Raw genomic sequence first — 16,470 nt, 5'->3', positions numbered from 1 at the left:
AGGCGGATGCCACGGCCGATGACGGGACGAAGCCCGGAGCCGAAGTCGGAGCCGGAGTCGAAGTCGGAGCCGGACCGGACCCCGACGCCCCCCATCCCCGCCACGTCCACCACCGCTCCCTGCGCCGTTCGGTGCTCGCCGAGGTCGTCGTGGGGGTGGCGGTGCTGGTCGTCACGACGGTGCTGACCGGCACTCAGCCCGGCCGCGCCGAACTCGAAACCGCGGCGGCGGCCCGCTCCGGTGCGGGCGCGAGCGCCGACGGGGGCGGCCCGACCGCGTCCACGACCCTGATCCCCTTCGACGTCGGCACCCCGGGCGGCCACGGCAAGGTCCAGATCGTCCTGGAGCCGGGCCGCGTCGGCGAGAACAGGGTCGAGGCGGTCGTCATCGGCCCCGACGGAGGCATCGCCACCGTCCCCGAGATCCGGCTCTCCTTCACCCTGCGGTCCCAGGAGATCGGCCCCATCGACGCCGGCCTCACCAACCAGGGCGGCTATTGGGGGACCCAGTCCGTGAACCTGCCCCTGGCCGGCACCTGGACGATGAAGGTCACCATCCGCACATCGGACATCGACCAGGTCTCGGAGACCCGCCGGGTGAAGATCGCCCGCTGATACGCCGCAGGCAGGAAGCCGCCCCGAACGGCGTCACCAGGACGATAGGCGTCACCAGGACGGCATGATCGCCTCGGGATAGCGGGACCCGGCCGCCCCCTTGGGCAGGATCTCCTGGACGCGGGCCAGGTCCTGCGGGGTGAGGACGACGTGCGCCGCGGCCACGTTCTCGGCGAGCCGCTGCGGACTGCGGGTGCCCGGGATCGGCACGATGTCGTCGCCCTGGGCCAGCAGCCAGGCCAGGGCCAGCTGCGTGACGGAGATGCCCTTGTCCTGCGCGAGCGCGGTCAGTTCGCGTACGGCGGTCAGGTTCCGCTCGTAGTTGCCGGGCTGCCAGCGGTCGTCCCAGCTGCGCATGTCGTCGGCCGGATACTCGGCCGCCGGCTTCACGGCCCCGGTCAGGAAGCCCCGGCCGAGCGGCGAATACGGCACGAACCCGATGCCCAGCTCGCGCACCACGGGCAGGACGTCGGCCTCCACGGCCCGTTCGAACACGGAGTACTCGGTCTGCAGCACGGACACCGGGTGGACGGCGTGGGCGCGCCGGAGGACGTCGGGCCCGGCCTCGCTGAGCCCGAGGTAGCGGACCTTGCCTTCGGCGATCAGCTCGCCGACCGTGCCCGCCACGTCCTCGATGGGTACGTCCGGGTCCACGCGGTGCTGGTAGAGCACGTCGAGGTAGTCGGTGCCGAGGTGGCGCAGGCTGTTCTCGGTGACCTCGCGGATGTGCTCGGGGCGGCTGTTGAGGGCGTACCCCTCGGCGTTCTGCGGCGCGTCCATGTCGAAGCCGAACTTGGTGGCGATCACGACCTCGGAGCGGATGTCCCGCACGGCGCGGCCGAGCAGCTGCTCGTTGCTGCCGGTGCCCATGCCGTACAGCTCGGCGGTGTCGAACATGGTGACGCCGAGTTCGTACGCCCGGCGAACGGTCGCGATGCCGCCGGCTTCGTCACCGGCGCCGTAGGCCATGGTCATGCCCATGGTGCCGAGTCCGACGGCGCCGACGGTCAGTCCCTGGCGCCCGAGCGAACGGACCGGCAGCCCGCTCCCTTCCTGTCCCGTACGGTCCTGCTGTGTGTCGTTCTGCTGGTCATTGCCCTGCTGTGTCATGCGGTCAACGCTAGGAGCGGGGAGGCCGCGGGTCATGGGCCGTCGGCCGCATAGGATTGCTTGATTCTCTCAGGGGCCTGTCCCGGGGGTCCCGGTCAGGAGGCGCACATGCTGGACGACCTCGCCCAGGCGATCGCGCGGTACCGCGGCGACATGTGGTCCGACACGGCGGTGCCGCGCCAGCGGCTGGTGACGCTCGACGAGCCCGTCACACCGCTCGACATGCTGTACGAGCCGATGGTCTGTTTCGTCGTGCAGGGCTCCAAGACCAGCGTCGCGGGCGACCTGCGCTGGACGAGCGGGCCCGGCCAGATCTTCCTGAATTCGCTGGTCCTGCCGGTCACGGCGACGTTCGAGGAGGTGCCGTACCGCTCGGCGGTGCTGCGTCTGGACGCCGACCTGCTCACCGAGCTGCTGCTGGAACTGGACCCGGAACCCGTCGGCAGGGACGCGGCCCGCTCCGCCTCCCCCGAGCCGGCCGGTCAGATCAGTGCCCCGATGACCCCCGAACTCACCGACGCGGTCACCCGCTGGGTCCGGCTGCTGGACACCCCGCAGGACATCCGCGCCCTGGCGGGGCCCGTCGAGACGGAGATCCTCTACCGCCTGCTGGGCACCAGTCTCGCCCCGACGCTGCGGCACTTCACGGTGGCCGACTCGGCCGCCGCCCGGGTGCGTACGGCGGCCCGGTGGATCAGCGCCCGCTACAGCGAGCCGCTCGGCATCGACGAGATCGCGGCGACGGCCCACATGAGCACGGCGAGCCTGCACCGCCACTTCAAGGCGGCGACGGGGATGAGCCCGCTCCGCTTCCAGAAGCACCTGCGCCTGCAGGAGGCCCGCCGGCTCCTCCTGGCCGGCGACACCACGGCGGCGCTGGTCGCGGAGAGGGTTGGCTACGTGAGCGCGACCCAGTTCAACCGCGAGTACCGCAGGGCGTACGGCCTGCCCCCGGTGCAGGACACGACCCGCCTGCGCGGCCGTCTGGCGGAGGTGGGCCAGGGAGCGTGACCCGCGCTTCTCCGCCTCACTCCGGGCCCTTGGCTCCTGGCTCTCCTGGCCCTCCTGGCCCACAAGTGGTCCGCCAGTGGCCCAGGGACTGCGGGATCAGCCCTGCAACAGGTCGGCGAGCGCCTGTTCCGACCAGTGGCCCGCCGCGCCCGGGCACGCCGCGAGGTACGAGGCAACCGCTTCGAGGTCCCATACGTCCGCGGAGAGCAGCCCCATGGCCAGGCAGCGCATGTACGCCGCCGACGGAGGGTTCCACGGCACGTCCCGCACACCCCAGGGGGCCGTGAAGGTCAACGTCGGCAGCCCGTCCACCTGGCCGGCGCACACCAGCGTCTCGTACCGCCCCTCGCCCAGGGTCGCTGTCCCCCGGGTCAGCACCTCCGCGAGATCGATCTGCGGGCCCGGCTCCCTGTACATCTCCTGAGCCGCGATGTCCGAGAACTGACCCGTCGTCACCAGGTGCGCCCTCGCCAGAACCCGGCTGTCGGCCCGCGGGTCGTAGAACGCCCTGCCACCGCCCCACACCGGCGAACGGGTCGCGAAATACAGGACGCCCGCGAGCTCGACCGGGATCGAGCGGCTGGGCATCGTCGGGTCCCCGCAACCGGGGTAGGTCCTCGTGGCACCGGGCGGCCGGCCGCCACGGATGTAGCACGCGAGCCGGTCCAGGTGCAGGTTGGACCCGTACGAGACGTACCAGACACGCTCGGGCTCGGGATCACCCGGCAAGGCCGGGTCGATGGACCGCAGGGCTTCCAGGCGGGCACGCTCCGGGAGACGTCGACGACGAGAGCCGAGAACCGTCGAAGGGCCCCACTGCGAACAGTGGGGCCCTTCGACGTTAGTGCCCGGTGAGGCACTGGCGGAGGATACGAGATTCGAACTCGTGAGGGGTTGCCCCCAACACGCTTTCCAACTGTCCGCACTGACGTACGGCAGCGTTCGCAGAGGTTCGCGAGACAGGTCAGCGCTGCTATGCGGACGGTGGCGAACGTGGGTGACCGTCGGCGTACTGGACAACGATCAGGACAACGGATGTCGGTTCTCTCGCCGTCCAACTCTCTCTCCGACAGGGTCAGGACGGTTATTTCGGTGTGGCGTTGTCAGTGGTCACCCCTAGCATCTGGCGTATGGAGCTTGGTGACTTCCTCTACAAGATCGGTACGACCTTCGGGGTTGGTGACGACCAGAGCATCAGCAGCGACGTAGCGCGCCTGATCCGGGGCGCTTCTAGCGAAGTTGGGCACTTGGTGCCTGGTGGCTACCTGGTTGTGGGGAGCCCCGGGAAGGGCAACCTTGCTGTCTGCCCATGGGTTTCGATCTTCGACCCGGATGAGACGACGACAGCCACCCGAGGGATGTACCTCGTCTACCTCCTTGCTGAGGACAGGAAGACCTTCGCGCTCAGCCTGAATCAAGGCGTCACGGAGATCACCAAGGCGCTCGGCGCGCGTGAAGCACGTATGAGGCTGGCCGCCGAAGCGGCGGCCATCCGCGACGCTCTTTCTACTGATGCCAAAGCGGGGTTGAGCACGACGATCGATCTTGGCGGGCGCTCCGGCCTGCCTCGGTCCTACGAGGCCGGGAACCTCTTGGCTATCACTTACGAGGTCGCCGCGCTGCCCAGCGAGCAGACTCTGCGCGCAGATCTAGCCCGCATGATCACTCTCTACCAGGAGGCCTTGGCCGTTCGCGAGGAGGTACGTCAGACCACGCGCGACACCATCGTCACCGTGGTCGCACAGCCGCCCACCAAGGCGACAGAATTGCTGCTGCACTTCGCGCCCAAAAGTGATGCCGAGTACACGCAGACGGTCGTGGCGCGCAAGCTGCGCAAGAGCCGAAGCCACGAAACTCTCGTAGCCCGGTACGGCCAGTTCCTGCGCGACCGACAGGTGGACGTCGGAACGAACGTCCACCCACGCGACATGGTGATCATCAAAGACGGTGTGCACTGGCTCGCTGAAGCCAAGTTCATCAGGCGCGGCAACGCCACCGGGGCAGTGCGCGAGGCTCTGGGGCAACTGGCAACCTACGCCTTCTGCCTGTACCCGCACGACGCTCAACCCCGACAGTTGGCGCTGTTCTCCGAGCCAGTCGGCGAGGTCTACACACGACTCCTGGAGCACCACGGCATCGCGGCAGTGTGGCCCACAGACAAAGGATGGACCGGGTCGCCGACTGCGCTGGCAGCAGGGCTAGCCTGACGTCCTCTCCGGACACGGCGGCTGCCCATCGAGCGTCCGTCAGTTCGCAGTGCGAGAGTCATCCCACGACCTGCGTTGTTCTTCTCCTTGTGTAACTTTACCCGGATGAATGTTGAAGCATTTTCTGCAGCTGGATCGTTTGCGGCAGCAGTCGTGGCGTTGGGAATCGCCTTGCGGCAGCACTACGCCGCTCAGGAAGTGTTGCGGTCAGCGCAGCACGAGAGGGCCACATTCGTTGCAATCACGCAGCTGAACAACAATGAAGTAGTGGTCAAGAACCTCGGACAGACACCAATATTCTCCATTGAATTGCGCGAGGTCAAAGCGGAACTTTGGGACCGAGAGGACGATACCTCGTACGTCGTAGCTCGGGTTCGTCCCCACTTGGCCGAGCGCCTCTGGATGGTGTTGGCGCCTGACCAGGAGGTGCGAGTCGACATAAGCGACTGGAGGGATTGGGACGATGACACCCCGCTCACAGCCCAAGACCTAGAATCGATGGGTCCTCCCACCGTAGTGATTCGGTACAGAGATGCGGCAGGGACGGTTTGGCAGCGAGAGAACAACCTCCTCCCTGAACGTTCTGGAGGCACACCTCTGCCCGGCACGGTGAAAACTCATCACCAGATCCGTCGCTACCTTCGACCCCGCCTACGTGCATTGCGCAAGAATGTGAGGCTTGGGATCCAGGGCAAGGGTTTTACGGCGGCCCAGCAGCGGGCTAAGCGCAGACAACGATTTCGTGCCAATGCTGCCCAAAACAGGACCGATTGACCAACCCCTACACGTTTGCTATCCCTCGCCTAGCTCAAGCCGTCACGCGCCCTCCCACCGTCCACCGTCGCCCCAGGCAGAGCCGAGCAGACGCGGCCCATGGCGTCCAGGTCGTTCGTACAGTGGCGCGCTCCACCTGGACGCCGTGAACCACGCCCGCTCCACGGTGTGTGGGTCGACGGCGGACGGGATGGAAGCTGGGGTGAGTGGTGAGTTAAGGGAGGCTAGACGAGGCGCAGGCTGAAGATCAGTACGCCGTACCGTCGTCGCCAGTCACGGGCTTCGCGTAGTCGAGCATGTACTCAAGCAGGCCCCTACTCAGTGAGCCGCTTTCGAGATCCTCCACCTCGACGTAAGTGACATCCCCCTTGGTGAACACCCCAGTCACACGAAAGTCGCGGTCGTGCTGCGGGTAGTCCGGGACGCGTCGAGCCCAGACGGAGCCGATCCGTGGCTGTGCGGTCATGCCGCGAGGCTACCGTGCCCCTCACGTGCCCGATCGAGCGGGAAACTATGGGGAACTACGGGCAATCGCGGTGCGACCACACGAGTACGGCCCCCGACCGAGTTACCTGGTCAGGGGCCGTTCTCCTGCAGTGGGTGTGGGATTTGAACCCACGGTCACATCGCTGCCACGACGGTTTTCAAGACCGACCGCTATCACGCCTTAAAACGTCACCTGACCTGCAAGTTTCGACTCGTGCAGTTTCGGAACAAGTACATTCTGGCCGGAGGATGGCCGAGGGCCGCACGACCCTCACGCTCTTACCCCCGAAGCCGTAGCATCGCTTGCTCCTCCACTGCGAAACGATTGATCAAGCCCGCAGGCGCGCAGAGGTCATACGAGTCGCGACTAGCGACTTGTGGGGATATACCCCATCCTCGGACGCACGAGGCTCGCCCGCGGATATTCACTGGGAAGCACAGGACGCAGTGTCGTACGTGCGTGCGACGATGCTTGAACTAGTGCCCTTGTCGGCATACATGAGGAGCGTGGAGGGATGCTGATGCACCGACCAAGCCTCCACGGAAGCCCACTAAAGGGGCGAGATCCACTAAAGCGGACAAAAAGATCACATCCCTTTCGCCAATCACCGCAATGGCGGAGTGTGAGTTACGCTTGGCTCAGCGTGACCAAGGGGGGCCATGTGGCGAAGCCGGTGAGCTGGCAGCAAGAGCAGATCAGCCTTGCTTACCTCTCAGCCGTGGCTACACGCGCTGGAGCTACATCGGCTACGTGGAATGTAGATAAAGACGGCGTAGATGTAACGCTAAAGCGCAATCACATTCTTGTTGAATTCCAGATGAAATGCACGTTTTCTCCAACTTTGCTTTCCGACGGCGAAACCTACGCATTTGATCTGGATATACAAACGTACGACGCCCTTAGGGAGCGAGAGCGAAGCGCAGCCGGATATCTCGGCTTGGTCGTGGTAACTAAAGACCTTGGGGAGTGGCTTGCGCATGATAACGAGACACTTCTAATGCACTGTTCGGGCTACTACGCTCAGATTCAGAACCTCCCCGAGGTAGTCGGACAAGAAACCAAGAGAATCCATCTGCCTAAAGCGCAAAGAATTGATCAGGCAGGAATGGAAGACGTCTTCACTTACGCCCATAAGCGCTTGTTCGGGTCTGCCGGCGGGGACGGGGTGTGATGGATACTTTCGACGTCGGTGTCGACGAGATCGTTTCATATTTGAGCCGTTCGGGTTGGCAGCGATCGATTTCAGGTCCACTCGCAGAGGTTTGGCAACCCGGGGGTGATGAAGACACCTCAATCCTCGTTCCTAAGAAGCCGGATGCGCCCGACTTCTCGAAAAATCTGCACATCCTCACAGGCGAATTGGCAAAGAAAGAGAACCGGTCGCCGGATGAGATCCGGCTAGAAATTTCACGCCAATTTGTCGACGTCACAGACCTAAGAGCTGAAGACGAAGATATTTCCGATGGGACAATTCCTCTACTGGCGGGAATCGGGCTTTTTAATTCTGCTCATCGGCTGATGGTTTCGGCCGCCGCCGCAACCTTGCACCGCCAGGGGTACTACGGAAATTCAATGCCTAAGGCCGCTCACAAGCATGCCCGCCGCATGCGCCTGGGGCAAACAAGGCCAGGTTCCTACATCGTTCCAATTATCAGTAACGCTCGATTTGGCGAGTTGGTAAATGATAGTTTTGATGAGCCCCGAATCGAGGCAGGTGCCGACGATTCATACTTTGAACGGCGGATGCTAACCACTCTCTCCGGAGCCCTTGAGGTGCTGGCAGAGATGACCATAGTGCGAGACCATGCGCCAACTAGAGATGAGATGCGCGACGCGGTCGATGAAGGCGTCTCTAGTGAGCTGTGCGCCGCTGTACTCGACGTTATCGGTAAAGGTAGCGTTGATGTATTCGACGTGACCTTCAACTGGGCTCCCACGTCCCTTCCTCCCGCCTCAACGGCTGGAAAGATTGTGTTCGCCGGTGGAGCGGCTGAGCTGATCCAGCAAGTCGAAAGCGACCTAAAAGAGGCTAACGCTCCTGCCGAACGGATCTTGTACGGCGTAATCAGACGTCTATCACTCAAGAAAAACGAAAACACCGGGCATGTTTCCATGGAAACAGTGCTTGATGGAAAAACCAGGGTAGTTTCATTTGAACTTCCTCTGGACGTCTATCGGCGCGCCGCTCGCTACCATGGCGAGCGCCGTCCGGTAGTCGTGAGAGGAATTCTCGACGCTACTCCCGGAAAACGGGCGACAATGAATGTTTCGGCATTCGATGCGGACCGTTCCGTTGCTACTTTCGACGATGTTGAGTAACAGAGGGATTTGAACCCTGGGCATCTTGTGCCACACTCGGTTTCGAGGTCTGTTCGTGCTGCTCAGCGCTTGATCCGCGCGCGTTCAACCTCGTTCATTCCCGTGCTCCGGCCCGTCGCGTGAACCGTTGTGGACGCCTTCGGACGGGGGTGAATGAGACAGAGGGCGTCAGCGCTGACTAGGCACTATCACCACTCGCAGAAGGCGACGGACGCGTCGTCGCCGGACTTGTAGCGCGGCCACCGCTGCCCATGAGGGTCTGTGGCCTCCACCTTGCGAACCGCATCGATCAGCTCTCGCGGCCCCCCGGCGCGGAGCGTCCTGAAGACTTCGGACCAGGTCGCCATTGCGTAGTCCGTGACGAGGCACGACGCGCCATCGGACAAGAGCGCGGCGGCGCGTAGATCCTCGACGGGAGCGCTGCCGGTCAGCGCATGTTCCGCCGCTTCGGGTCCGGAAGCCGCGACCCAATACCCGGTTGTCGTGTTGCGGACCTGCCGTTGCGCGAGTACCAGACGGCGCAAAGCCTCTTTGTGCTCTCTCGTGTGGGTCTCGTATTGATCAACTTCCGCCTTCAACTCCGGAAGGATCTCCTTCACACGCAGGTCAGTGATCACGGAGAAGCCTTGGCGGTCTTCGAGCACGATCGGGGAGTCAGCCAAGACGAGGTGATCGAAGAAGCCTTCGCGCTGCCGAAGGACGGCCACCGTTGCGGATGGAGTTCCCGGATTCCGCAGGTCGCATTCGGGGTGCTCGGCTGCCACGCGTTCGAGGGCATCGGCCAAGCCGGTCGATAGTGAGCGCTCTGGGTCAACCAGCGCGGCCACGAGCTGGCTGCCCAGGTGCTCGACGTACCACGGAACACCGTGGCGGCATCCCGTGTCCAGGCCCGCAGTGCTGAGCCCGTCTAGCACAACGGCAAGAGCGGGTGTGCCAGCCACCCAATCTTCGTTGGGGGCGGCTCCACCGGGTCGGGTGTCGATCGCGACTCGCATGTTCAGCCTTCGTGTCGGTACAGCGGAGTGACGCGTCGACTCTCCAGCACTTCGAGCGTCGCTGGGTCGTAACGGCACGAAATGAGAGTGGAGAAGCGGCGCGTGCGGACCTCTCTGTACAGCTCTGCCAGGTTGTTCTCCAGGAAGTGAACGACTCCGTTCGCTCCGATGGAGTGGATACCGGCGATGTAGAGGAAAGTCCCCTTTCCGTCCAAGCGAGGAAGGCGTCCCAGGTATCCGACGTCGCCGGCGGACCCGTCCTCATCTTGCGGTGACCGGAACTCTTTCCCGGCTACCTGGTCGACCAGGTGCCACGCGTGATCCTTGGCAAACCGAAGGTTGTCATCACCTTCGAGCACCTGCGCCACGATCGGGGACAGACGGGGGCCGCAGACAACGACGTGGTTGTCCCGGTTGAGGTTGACGATTCCGCTCGGTGGGATCACCTCGTACTGAGCATCCAGTTTCATGCCGCCCAGCAGCTTGCGAAGGTGCTCGAAGTTGTTGAGATCTTCCCGTGTAACCACCTCGCTGGGCTTCTGGTCGGGCGCCTTCCCCGCTTCGTACTTGCCCCCGAGTGAGACCGTGACCAGGTCTGTACCGAAGAAGGCGCGCTCTGGCGGGGGTCCAGATGACGCTAGCTGACCGACGCGCCCGCGGCTGACTCCGAGTCGCTTCGCAATCTCGGCTTGGGTCATGCCCGACGCTTGCGCCTCTTCGATCGCTTCCCGGCGGATGCGGGACAGCTCGTTCACGTGGCTTTGATACCGCGCCATCAGGTCGATTGCGGCTTTGGCGCGGTCTACGGGGTCCGCGATCCCAGGGACCTGCTCCATGTCGTAGTGCACGACTCTCCGATCATCGCCTAGGGGGGATAGCAGACTCTACCGCGAGAGGGGGTTGCGCGCAGCCGTCGACTTGCCTACCGTACCTATCAAGCAAGACGGCAACCCCCCCTAAGCAGATCAGGGATGAGTCGTTGCAACTGCTTGACCTGCACAGATAGCGCCCGGAGGGAAGCCCGCGGGGGTGAGTACGAAGGCAGTGCTTGTTCCTTGAGAACTCAACAGCGTGCCTGAGGTAGTCCGTCCCGCCTCTGCAAACAAGAGGGCGGCGTGCACAGGTTCTGTCCCGTGTGCGGTTCAGCGCGACTCAACTTTTCCGCAGCTCATCGGCTGTGGGCCGGTTGCCTCCGCTGCTCGTCTCGTACGAGCAGCGCTGAGGGGAGCCGGAGATCCGACTTCAACGGCGCGGCCCCGGTGCTGGAACACCGGGGCCGCTTTTCGGGCCGTTCCACTGACTAGGGAGACACGACCCATGAAGCACATCGGTGCTGTTCAGGCGGTTGTTACCGCCGACCTTTCCGACCGCGAGCCGTCGGCCGCGGAGCTGGACGCGATCGAGCAGGAGATGCCGGTCATCCTGGCCGGCGTCGAACTGCTGGACGCGCAGATCAACGCCCTCGACCGGACCCCGAACGAGCTGGACACCCGGCGTATCCGCCGGGCCCGCCACCGGGTCCTTACGGCCCGTCGTGAGCTGGCCAACCGCTCGATCACGATCGCAGGTGTCGGCGCATGAGCGAACACAAGATCCTCGACGCCTTCCCCGCCGGCCACCCCCGCGGGAGCTGGCCGGCCGAGGAGCGGGCCGCCGCGCTGCGGGAGCAGGGCGAGAGCGCCACGGTCGTCATGGACCTGGACACGGACCGCTTCCTCGTCGTCCCCGAAGGGGGTGCCGAGTGAGCGGGACCCTGACGCTCGATGACCTGGCCATGCCCCTGCGGACGCTGCGTCTGCTAGCCGTGGACTTCGGGCACCTGCCGGCTCCGACCGTGCACGTGACGACGATCTACCCGGAGCGGCTGGAGCTGACGTTCTACGACGACCCGGCCGGCTTCGAGGCATGGCGCGAGACCCTGAAGATCGCGCCGGACGCGGTGACCTACCGCGTGCAGAACGACGGACAGACCGCAGTCCTGCGCGCGAGCGTCGACCACGCGGGCGCCACGGTGCTCCTGACCGGCTACGCGGACGTCGTCACCCCGGTGCTGGCCGGCGGTGCGGCATGAGCGGGCCGGCGGCCGTGACGAGTGAGCAGGTGCGGTCCGCGGAGAAGACGCTTTCGGCGGGCACGTGGACGATCACCGCGGGTGCGGTGCTGTTCTCGGTGCTGACCGTCACGCCCCTGGTCGAGCGGGTCACGCCGGATGCGTGGGACTGGACGGCGCCGATCCTGCCGCTGGTCGTCGACGCGGCGGTGGTCATCGTGGTCCGCCTGGACGCAGTCGTGGCCCGCCTCGGAGGCGACTCGGGACGGTGGCCGGCCGTGCTGCGGTGGATGACCGGGCTGATGACGCTGTTGCTGAACGTCGGGGACAGCGCGCTCAAACGGGATGCGGTCGGGGTGGTCGTGCACGCGGTCGCCCCACTGCTGCTGATCGTCACCGCGGAAGCCGGCCTCGCCTACCGGCGCGCGATCACGAACGCGCTGGAGCGCATCGAGCGTTCACGAGCCGCCGAAGCCGCGGAGCGTGAACAGCGGGTGCGGGCCGAGCGTGAACACGAGCGGGAGAGCCGTGAACAGCGTGAACACGCTGCCCGTGAGCATGCCGAGCGGCTGGAGCGCGAGCGCGCCGAACGTGAGGCGGCCGAGCGGGCCGCGGAGCGTGAGCACGCTGCCCGCATCGAGCGTGAACGCCTGGACCGTGAGGCGGACATGCGTCGTGAGCAGCGCGAACACGACGACCAGGTCCGCCGCGAAACCCAGCAGCACGCGGACGCCCTGCGCCGTGAACAGCAAGAGCGCGCAGAGCGTTCACGCCCCGCTGCCACGGCCCGCGAGACGGCCCCGCACTCTGCCCGCGAGCAGTCTGGGCAGAGGCCGGTGAACGCGGCGGACGCCGTCGTGAACACGGCCGTGAACAGCGGGCCGCGCACGTTCACGAAGATGCCGGAGTCGGAGGCTCGCACCTACATTCGCTCGCTGCGTGAGGGTGAGCGGACGGTGCGGCAGCTCTCGGAGGACACCGGCTGGTCGATCGGCTGGGTGTCCGCCCGGGTGCAGGAAACCCGCGAGCAGGAAGTCACCCGGGCGCCGCAGGTTGAGGCGATGTTCTGATGCCCGCCGCCTACGCGAAGTGCTTCGACCCGTCGGGGGCCCGCTACGGGGTGCCCACCTACCCGTGGCGCATGGCCCCCGACGGCTACGCCACCCGCCGGCAGTTGCGCGCCCGCGGGCTGCGGCCCGGCGGGCAGCCGATAGCAGCCCAGCTCATGCGCTTCAACCGCCGCACCGGCGGCCCCCGTGTCGCCTACCTGTACCGCGAGGAACTGGCGCTGCCGGTGCGGCCGATGACGTCGCGCAAGTGGGGAGCGCTCGCTCTGGCGATGCTCGCCCGCCGCACCTGCCCCCGCTGCCGGCTCGACGCCGGCTACTGCATCCCCCGCTCCTACGGCATCTGCGGGACCTGCATCGCCATCGAGGAACAGCGCACCGCCTGAACATCCCTTCATCTGKCCTGGGAGTTTCGCTGTGACCAGCCGTACCCGCCCCCGCCGCGCCGTGAAGACGAGCGCCGGGGCCACCACCATCCGCCTCCCGCGCCAGCGCGGGCGCCGTAACGCTCAGCCGTTCGTCGTCGTGATGCCCGAACGCCCCTCCCTCACCCGCGAGGCCCTGGCCGCTGTGGGCGGGCTGCTGTGGCACTTCCGCAGCGCGCTGGCCCCCKCCGGCTTTGCCGTCCTCGCCCTGGCGGTGACCGCGCTCCTGCACGCGATCGCCTGGTGGTCCGGCCTGGTCCTGGCCCCCGCCGCGGCGGGCCCGCTGGTGTGGCTGCTGGTCATGCACCGCCGCCGCCCCGCCACCGGCACCGCCCTCGCGTACCGCATCGCCCTGGCGGCCCTCGGCTCCGCGTCGCTGGCCTGGCTGGCGTTGGCCGCCGCCTTCGGGCCGCTGGCCGGAGCGCTGGAGGTGTGGTGGCTGCTGACGCTGCTCACCGCACAGACCGCGTGGCTCATCGTCCGCCGCACCCACTGACCGAAGATCCGGGAGGCCACCTCAGATGGCATCGAACCAGACGAACAATCGGCGTATCCGTGAGGGCGAGCGCGCCCGCCGGCCGCTGATCGATGAGAACGGCAACAAGTCCAACAAGTTCGCCAACGCGGGAGCCGCGGCCGGTGGGTTCGTCGGCGCGATGGGTAGCTCGTTCGTCCCGCCGATCAACGTCACCGTCAACAACAACAAGGGCATGACCCGCCGCGGCGGTGGCGGGGGTGGCGGGAACGCGCAGTCCCTGCTTCCGGCCCCGGAGTTCACCTCTCCGGCGCAGGTGCGCAACTACTGCAACACCCTGCGCGCCGCCGCCGTCACGCTCTCCATCGAGGTGGCGATGGGGGCGGAGATCCTCAAGGGCGTGCTGGCCGCGGTCCCGGACCCGGAGGGCCGCGCGTTTGGCTCTCGGCTTCGGGCGGCGAAGGTGGCGCGCAAGATGCGCAAGTCCGCCGACGACCTGCGCCATGCGGCGAAGAACGCCGCCGGTTGCTACGCCACCTTCCAGCAGGAATTCGAAGAGGAGATCAACCGCGTCCGGCACCGTGCCCGCAAGCCGAAGGCGCCGGTCATGAACTGGGACCAGCAGTAGAAGGAGGCGACACCGCATGAGCAGGAACAACCGACACCGCAGCGACTTCCCCGACGGCGCGACCGTCATGACCCCCTACCCGCTGAACGACCAGGGCTCCGGCGGCTCGATCGGCGCCTACCTCCTCAACCGCGCCAAGCCGCACCTGCCGCCATGGCTGGGGGTGGGTGCGGCCGGTCTGGCCGGAGCGCTCGGCAACTGGCGGTGGGGTGAGTCCGCCGCCGCCGGCGTCGGGCTCACCCTCGCGTCGGTCGCGCTGTCCGGCGCCACCTGGTGGATTGGCCGCTCCACGAGCGCGCAGCGCCGTCTGCACTCCGCGATCACCGTCGCCTCCGGGTCGGCGTGGGTGACGGCCGCGTGCCTGGCCGGACCGATGGCCGGTCCGCTGGATGACCTGTACCTGATGGGCGGCCCCGCCCTGGCCCTGTCCTGGAACGTGCGGATGCTGCTGCGCACCTCGGACCCGTCCGGCGAGAGCGGTGACAAGGGTCTGTTGGAGAAGGTCGGACTGGCCCGCGCGCAGATCGGCGCGGCCAAGGTCGAACCCAACCGGGTCACCGCCTCGGTCGCTTTGGAGCCGGGCGCGCAGACGAGCGAGGACGTCACCAAGAGCCTCGCCCTCCTCGCGTCCGCGCTGGACCTGCCGCGCAACGCCGTCCGGTACACCCCCGACCCGGGCTCGGAGCGGCGCGGGGAGCTGGTCATCGTCCCCGAGGACATGCTCAGCGAAGTGGTCGAGTGGGAGGGTCCCTCGAACGTGGGCGGCTCGATCGCGCAGCCGCTGGTGATCGGACGCTACGACGACGGGGCCCCGCTGGTCATCTGGCTCCCGGGAGACCCGGAGGCAGGCCGCAACTCCACCCACGTCCTCATCGCCGGCGGGACCGGCTCCGGCAAGGGCGACGCTGCCCTGAACCTGCTCACCGAGGTGCTCTCGCGCCGGGACGTCATCGTGTGGTTCTCGGACCCGAAGATGTACCAGGACTTCGCCACCCTGCGCCCCGCACTCGACTGGGCAGCGGAAGGCGGAGCGTCCACCGAGGTCCTGGTCGCCGCCGTCGAAACGGTCATCCCTGCTCGTACGCGCTGGCTCGGCGCGCACGGCTACCGCCAGTGGGTCCCCGCCGCAGCCGAGGTCCAGAACAGCGCTGAGCACACCTGCCGCCCCGACGGGACGGCGTGCGGGTGCGAGGGGATGCCGTTCCTGGTCACCTGGTTCGAGGAAGCGGCCAACACCCTGCGCGCGCTGGGAGACGACGCATTCACCGGCATCGCGCAGGAAGCCCGCTCCGCCGGCGTCTCCCTGATCGTCTCGCTGCAACGGCCGTCCTACGACCAGATGTCGACCAGCACGCGCGCATCCCTGCCGTCCGTGATCGCGCTCGGCTGCGACCCGCGCGACGAGGGATTCTCCCTACCCGACGAGGTCCTCGCCGCGGGAGCGCACCCGGGCGCGTGGGGCAACCGGCGCCCCGGCTACTGCTACGCCGTCTCCCCGGGCATCCCCGAGGACCGCTACGCCTCCCCGGGCCGCACCCGCCGCTTCACCCACCGGGCGGTGCCGGTCATGGAAATGCTCGCCACCTGGGCACAGCGCAACGGCGCCACCGCCGACCCCATCACCGCGGGCGCTGCCCGTAGCGTCGCCGGCACCGCCTACACCGGCCGCCCCGACGAGAACAGCGACGACGGCGCGCAGCCGGTAGGGCTGCGGATGGTCGAGGAGGACGACATGGACGACGACGGCCCGCGGGTGGACCCGGAAGACGTCGACATCGACCCGGAGGCCGAACTCCCCGAGGCACAGGAGGGCGATGACAGCCCGTTGTTCGGGCAGCAGTCCGGACGCAAGCCGTCGCCGGAGGAGGCGCGGGAGCTGTTCGCCCGCGCACTGGAAGAGTTCGAGCAGAGCGGGCAGATGATCGTGGGCCCGGTCGACTTCATGGACTGGTGCGACCGCAACCAGCTCTCCCGCCCGTGGGTGTCCGCACGCCTCAAAGAGGCCGCCATCGACGGACGGCTGGAGGCGACGAACACCACCGGCCGGTGGCGCATCGTCCCCGCCCTGACGGCCGCCTGACACCTGACACCGTCACGCCTGCCTGACACCCAAACCCCTAGGCAGGCACGCGTGTCACGCGCCCTGACACCGGCCTCTGACACCCCTCTGACGCCCACGCCTGACACCCGCACGCGCTCACGCCCGCGCCACTTGCGGCACGGGCCCGTGCCCACTTCGAGGGAGACCGATGAACATCCCGCAGCGGCCCACGGCCGTGGAAGTCCACCACCCCGCCCCGCTCATCCC

At 66.9% G+C, this 16,470-nt stretch carries 18 protein-coding genes and 1 pseudogene; 14 read left to right on the top strand and 5 right to left on the bottom strand.

Going from position 1 to position 16,470, the window contains the following annotated elements:
* Nucleotides 1–614 (top strand): annotated as a pseudogene (locus FGF04_RS35480) (copper-binding protein); the annotation flags it as partial.
* Nucleotides 615–665: 51 nt separating this feature from the next.
* Here FGF04_RS35480 and FGF04_RS35475 read toward each other — a convergent pair.
* The gene (locus FGF04_RS35475; protein ID WP_268893800.1) at nucleotides 666–1,655 is read right to left on the bottom strand and encodes an aldo/keto reductase; all 990 of its coding nucleotides are present in this window, start codon (nucleotides 1,653–1,655) and stop codon (nucleotides 666–668) included.
* Between the two features lie 177 nt (nucleotides 1,656–1,832).
* Here FGF04_RS35475 and FGF04_RS35470 point away from each other — a divergent pair, with 177 nt between their 5' ends.
* On the top strand, nucleotides 1,833–2,735 hold the full coding sequence (locus tag FGF04_RS35470) for an AraC family transcriptional regulator (RefSeq protein ID WP_149515495.1): 903 nt from the start codon (nucleotides 1,833–1,835) through the stop codon (nucleotides 2,733–2,735).
* Nucleotides 2,736–2,831: 96 nt separating this feature from the next.
* Here FGF04_RS35470 and FGF04_RS35465 read toward each other — a convergent pair whose 3' ends face one another.
* Nucleotides 2,832–3,494 (bottom strand): histone deacetylase, encoded by a 663-nt coding sequence (locus FGF04_RS35465; protein WP_149515503.1) that lies wholly within the window; start codon nucleotides 3,492–3,494, stop codon nucleotides 2,832–2,834.
* 371 nt (nucleotides 3,495–3,865) lie between these two features.
* Between FGF04_RS35465 and FGF04_RS35460 the strand changes: the two genes are divergently transcribed.
* Nucleotides 3,866–4,942: an MrcB family domain-containing protein gene (locus FGF04_RS35460; protein ID WP_149515494.1), complete on the top strand. Its 1,077-nt coding sequence runs from the start codon at nucleotides 3,866–3,868 to the stop codon at nucleotides 4,940–4,942.
* 105 nt (nucleotides 4,943–5,047) lie between these two features.
* The gene (locus FGF04_RS40410) at nucleotides 5,048–5,716 is read left to right on the top strand and encodes a hypothetical protein (protein ID WP_188114364.1); all 669 of its coding nucleotides are present in this window, start codon (nucleotides 5,048–5,050) and stop codon (nucleotides 5,714–5,716) included.
* Between the two features lie 247 nt (nucleotides 5,717–5,963).
* Here the strand turns inward: FGF04_RS40410 and FGF04_RS35455 are convergent, their stop codons facing one another.
* Entirely contained in the window at nucleotides 5,964–6,182 is a 219-nt protein-coding gene (locus tag FGF04_RS35455; protein WP_149515493.1) for a hypothetical protein, read from the bottom strand.
* Between the two features lie 682 nt (nucleotides 6,183–6,864).
* Between FGF04_RS35455 and FGF04_RS35450 the strand changes: the two genes are divergently transcribed.
* A complete protein-coding gene (locus tag FGF04_RS35450; protein ID WP_149515492.1) occupies nucleotides 6,865–7,374 on the top strand; it encodes a DUF4365 domain-containing protein in 510 nt (169 codons plus the stop codon).
* Nucleotides 7,374–8,522 (top strand): hypothetical protein, encoded by a 1,149-nt coding sequence (locus FGF04_RS35445; RefSeq protein WP_149515491.1) that lies wholly within the window; start codon nucleotides 7,374–7,376, stop codon nucleotides 8,520–8,522. The genes FGF04_RS35450 and FGF04_RS35445 overlap by 1 nt, the downstream gene beginning before the upstream one ends.
* Nucleotides 8,523–8,710: 188 nt before the next feature.
* Here FGF04_RS35445 and FGF04_RS35440 read toward each other — a convergent pair whose 3' ends face one another.
* A complete protein-coding gene (locus FGF04_RS35440) occupies nucleotides 8,711–9,517 on the bottom strand; it encodes a protein phosphatase 2C domain-containing protein (RefSeq protein WP_149515490.1) in 807 nt (268 codons plus the stop codon).
* Between the two features lie 2 nt (nucleotides 9,518–9,519).
* Complete coding sequence (locus FGF04_RS35435; protein ID WP_149515489.1) at nucleotides 9,520–10,365, bottom strand: sigma factor-like helix-turn-helix DNA-binding protein; 846 nt, start codon at nucleotides 10,363–10,365, stop codon at nucleotides 9,520–9,522.
* A gap of 469 nt (nucleotides 10,366–10,834) precedes the next feature.
* Here FGF04_RS35435 and FGF04_RS35430 point away from each other — a divergent pair, with 469 nt between their 5' ends.
* From FGF04_RS35430 to traB, 8 genes are all read left to right on the top strand, one after another.
* Nucleotides 10,835–11,098 (top strand): DUF6284 family protein, encoded by a 264-nt coding sequence (locus FGF04_RS35430; RefSeq protein ID WP_149515488.1) that lies wholly within the window; start codon nucleotides 10,835–10,837, stop codon nucleotides 11,096–11,098.
* On the top strand, nucleotides 11,095–11,262 hold the full coding sequence (locus FGF04_RS40405; RefSeq protein ID WP_188114363.1) for a hypothetical protein: 168 nt from the start codon (nucleotides 11,095–11,097) through the stop codon (nucleotides 11,260–11,262). Before FGF04_RS35430 ends, FGF04_RS40405 begins: the two co-directional genes overlap by 4 nt.
* The gene (locus FGF04_RS35425; protein WP_149515487.1) at nucleotides 11,259–11,588 is read left to right on the top strand and encodes a hypothetical protein; all 330 of its coding nucleotides are present in this window, start codon (nucleotides 11,259–11,261) and stop codon (nucleotides 11,586–11,588) included. Before FGF04_RS40405 ends, FGF04_RS35425 begins: the two co-directional genes overlap by 4 nt.
* Nucleotides 11,589–11,602: 14 nt before the next feature.
* Nucleotides 11,603–12,637 (top strand): DUF2637 domain-containing protein, encoded by a 1,035-nt coding sequence (locus tag FGF04_RS35420; RefSeq protein ID WP_149515486.1) that lies wholly within the window; start codon nucleotides 11,603–11,605, stop codon nucleotides 12,635–12,637.
* Entirely contained in the window at nucleotides 12,637–13,020 is a 384-nt protein-coding gene (locus FGF04_RS35415) for an RRQRL motif-containing zinc-binding protein (RefSeq protein ID WP_149515485.1), read from the top strand. Before FGF04_RS35420 ends, FGF04_RS35415 begins: the two co-directional genes overlap by 1 nt.
* A 31-nt stretch (nucleotides 13,021–13,051) precedes the next feature.
* On the top strand, nucleotides 13,052–13,555 hold the full coding sequence (locus tag FGF04_RS35410; protein ID WP_149515484.1) for a hypothetical protein: 504 nt from the start codon (nucleotides 13,052–13,054) through the stop codon (nucleotides 13,553–13,555).
* A 25-nt stretch (nucleotides 13,556–13,580) separates the two neighbouring features.
* Complete coding sequence (traA, locus tag FGF04_RS35405) at nucleotides 13,581–14,162, top strand: plasmid transfer protein TraA (protein WP_235882657.1); 582 nt, start codon at nucleotides 13,581–13,583, stop codon at nucleotides 14,160–14,162.
* Between the two features lie 67 nt (nucleotides 14,163–14,229).
* Nucleotides 14,230–16,242 carry a plasmid transfer protein TraB gene (gene traB / locus FGF04_RS35400; protein ID WP_149515501.1) on the top strand — a complete coding sequence of 671 codons (2,013 nt, stop codon included), beginning with the start codon at nucleotides 14,230–14,232 and terminating at the stop codon, nucleotides 16,240–16,242.
* The last annotated feature ends 228 nt before the right edge of the window (nucleotides 16,243–16,470 follow it).

Source organism: Streptomyces apricus (assembly GCF_008369065.1).
In the GTDB taxonomy this organism is placed as follows: Bacteria; Actinomycetota; Actinomycetes; order Streptomycetales; family Streptomycetaceae; genus Streptomyces; species Streptomyces apricus.
This window is presented reverse-complemented; position numbering and strand designations above follow the sequence as displayed.

Coding starts and splice junctions, on each gene's coding strand:
- FGF04_RS35440 (WP_149515490.1), bottom strand. CDS start 9,517: ATGCGAGTCGCGATCGACACCCGACCCGGTGGAGCCGCCCCCAACGAA.
- FGF04_RS35455 (WP_149515493.1), bottom strand. CDS start 6,182: ATGACCGCACAGCCACGGATCGGCTCCGTCTGGGCTCGACGCGTCCCG.
- FGF04_RS40410 (WP_188114364.1), top strand. CDS start 5,048: ATGAATGTTGAAGCATTTTCTGCAGCTGGATCGTTTGCGGCAGCAGTC.
- FGF04_RS35415 (WP_149515485.1), top strand. CDS start 12,637: ATGCCCGCCGCCTACGCGAAGTGCTTCGACCCGTCGGGGGCCCGCTAC.
- FGF04_RS35470 (WP_149515495.1), top strand. CDS start 1,833: ATGCTGGACGACCTCGCCCAGGCGATCGCGCGGTACCGCGGCGACATG.
- traB (WP_149515501.1), top strand. CDS start 14,230: ATGACCCCCTACCCGCTGAACGACCAGGGCTCCGGCGGCTCGATCGGC.
- FGF04_RS35430 (WP_149515488.1), top strand. CDS start 10,835: ATGAAGCACATCGGTGCTGTTCAGGCGGTTGTTACCGCCGACCTTTCC.
- traA (WP_235882657.1), top strand. CDS start 13,581: ATGGCATCGAACCAGACGAACAATCGGCGTATCCGTGAGGGCGAGCGC.
- FGF04_RS35460 (WP_149515494.1), top strand. CDS start 3,866: ATGGAGCTTGGTGACTTCCTCTACAAGATCGGTACGACCTTCGGGGTT.
- FGF04_RS35445 (WP_149515491.1), top strand. CDS start 7,374: ATGGATACTTTCGACGTCGGTGTCGACGAGATCGTTTCATATTTGAGC.
- FGF04_RS40405 (WP_188114363.1), top strand. CDS start 11,095: ATGAGCGAACACAAGATCCTCGACGCCTTCCCCGCCGGCCACCCCCGC.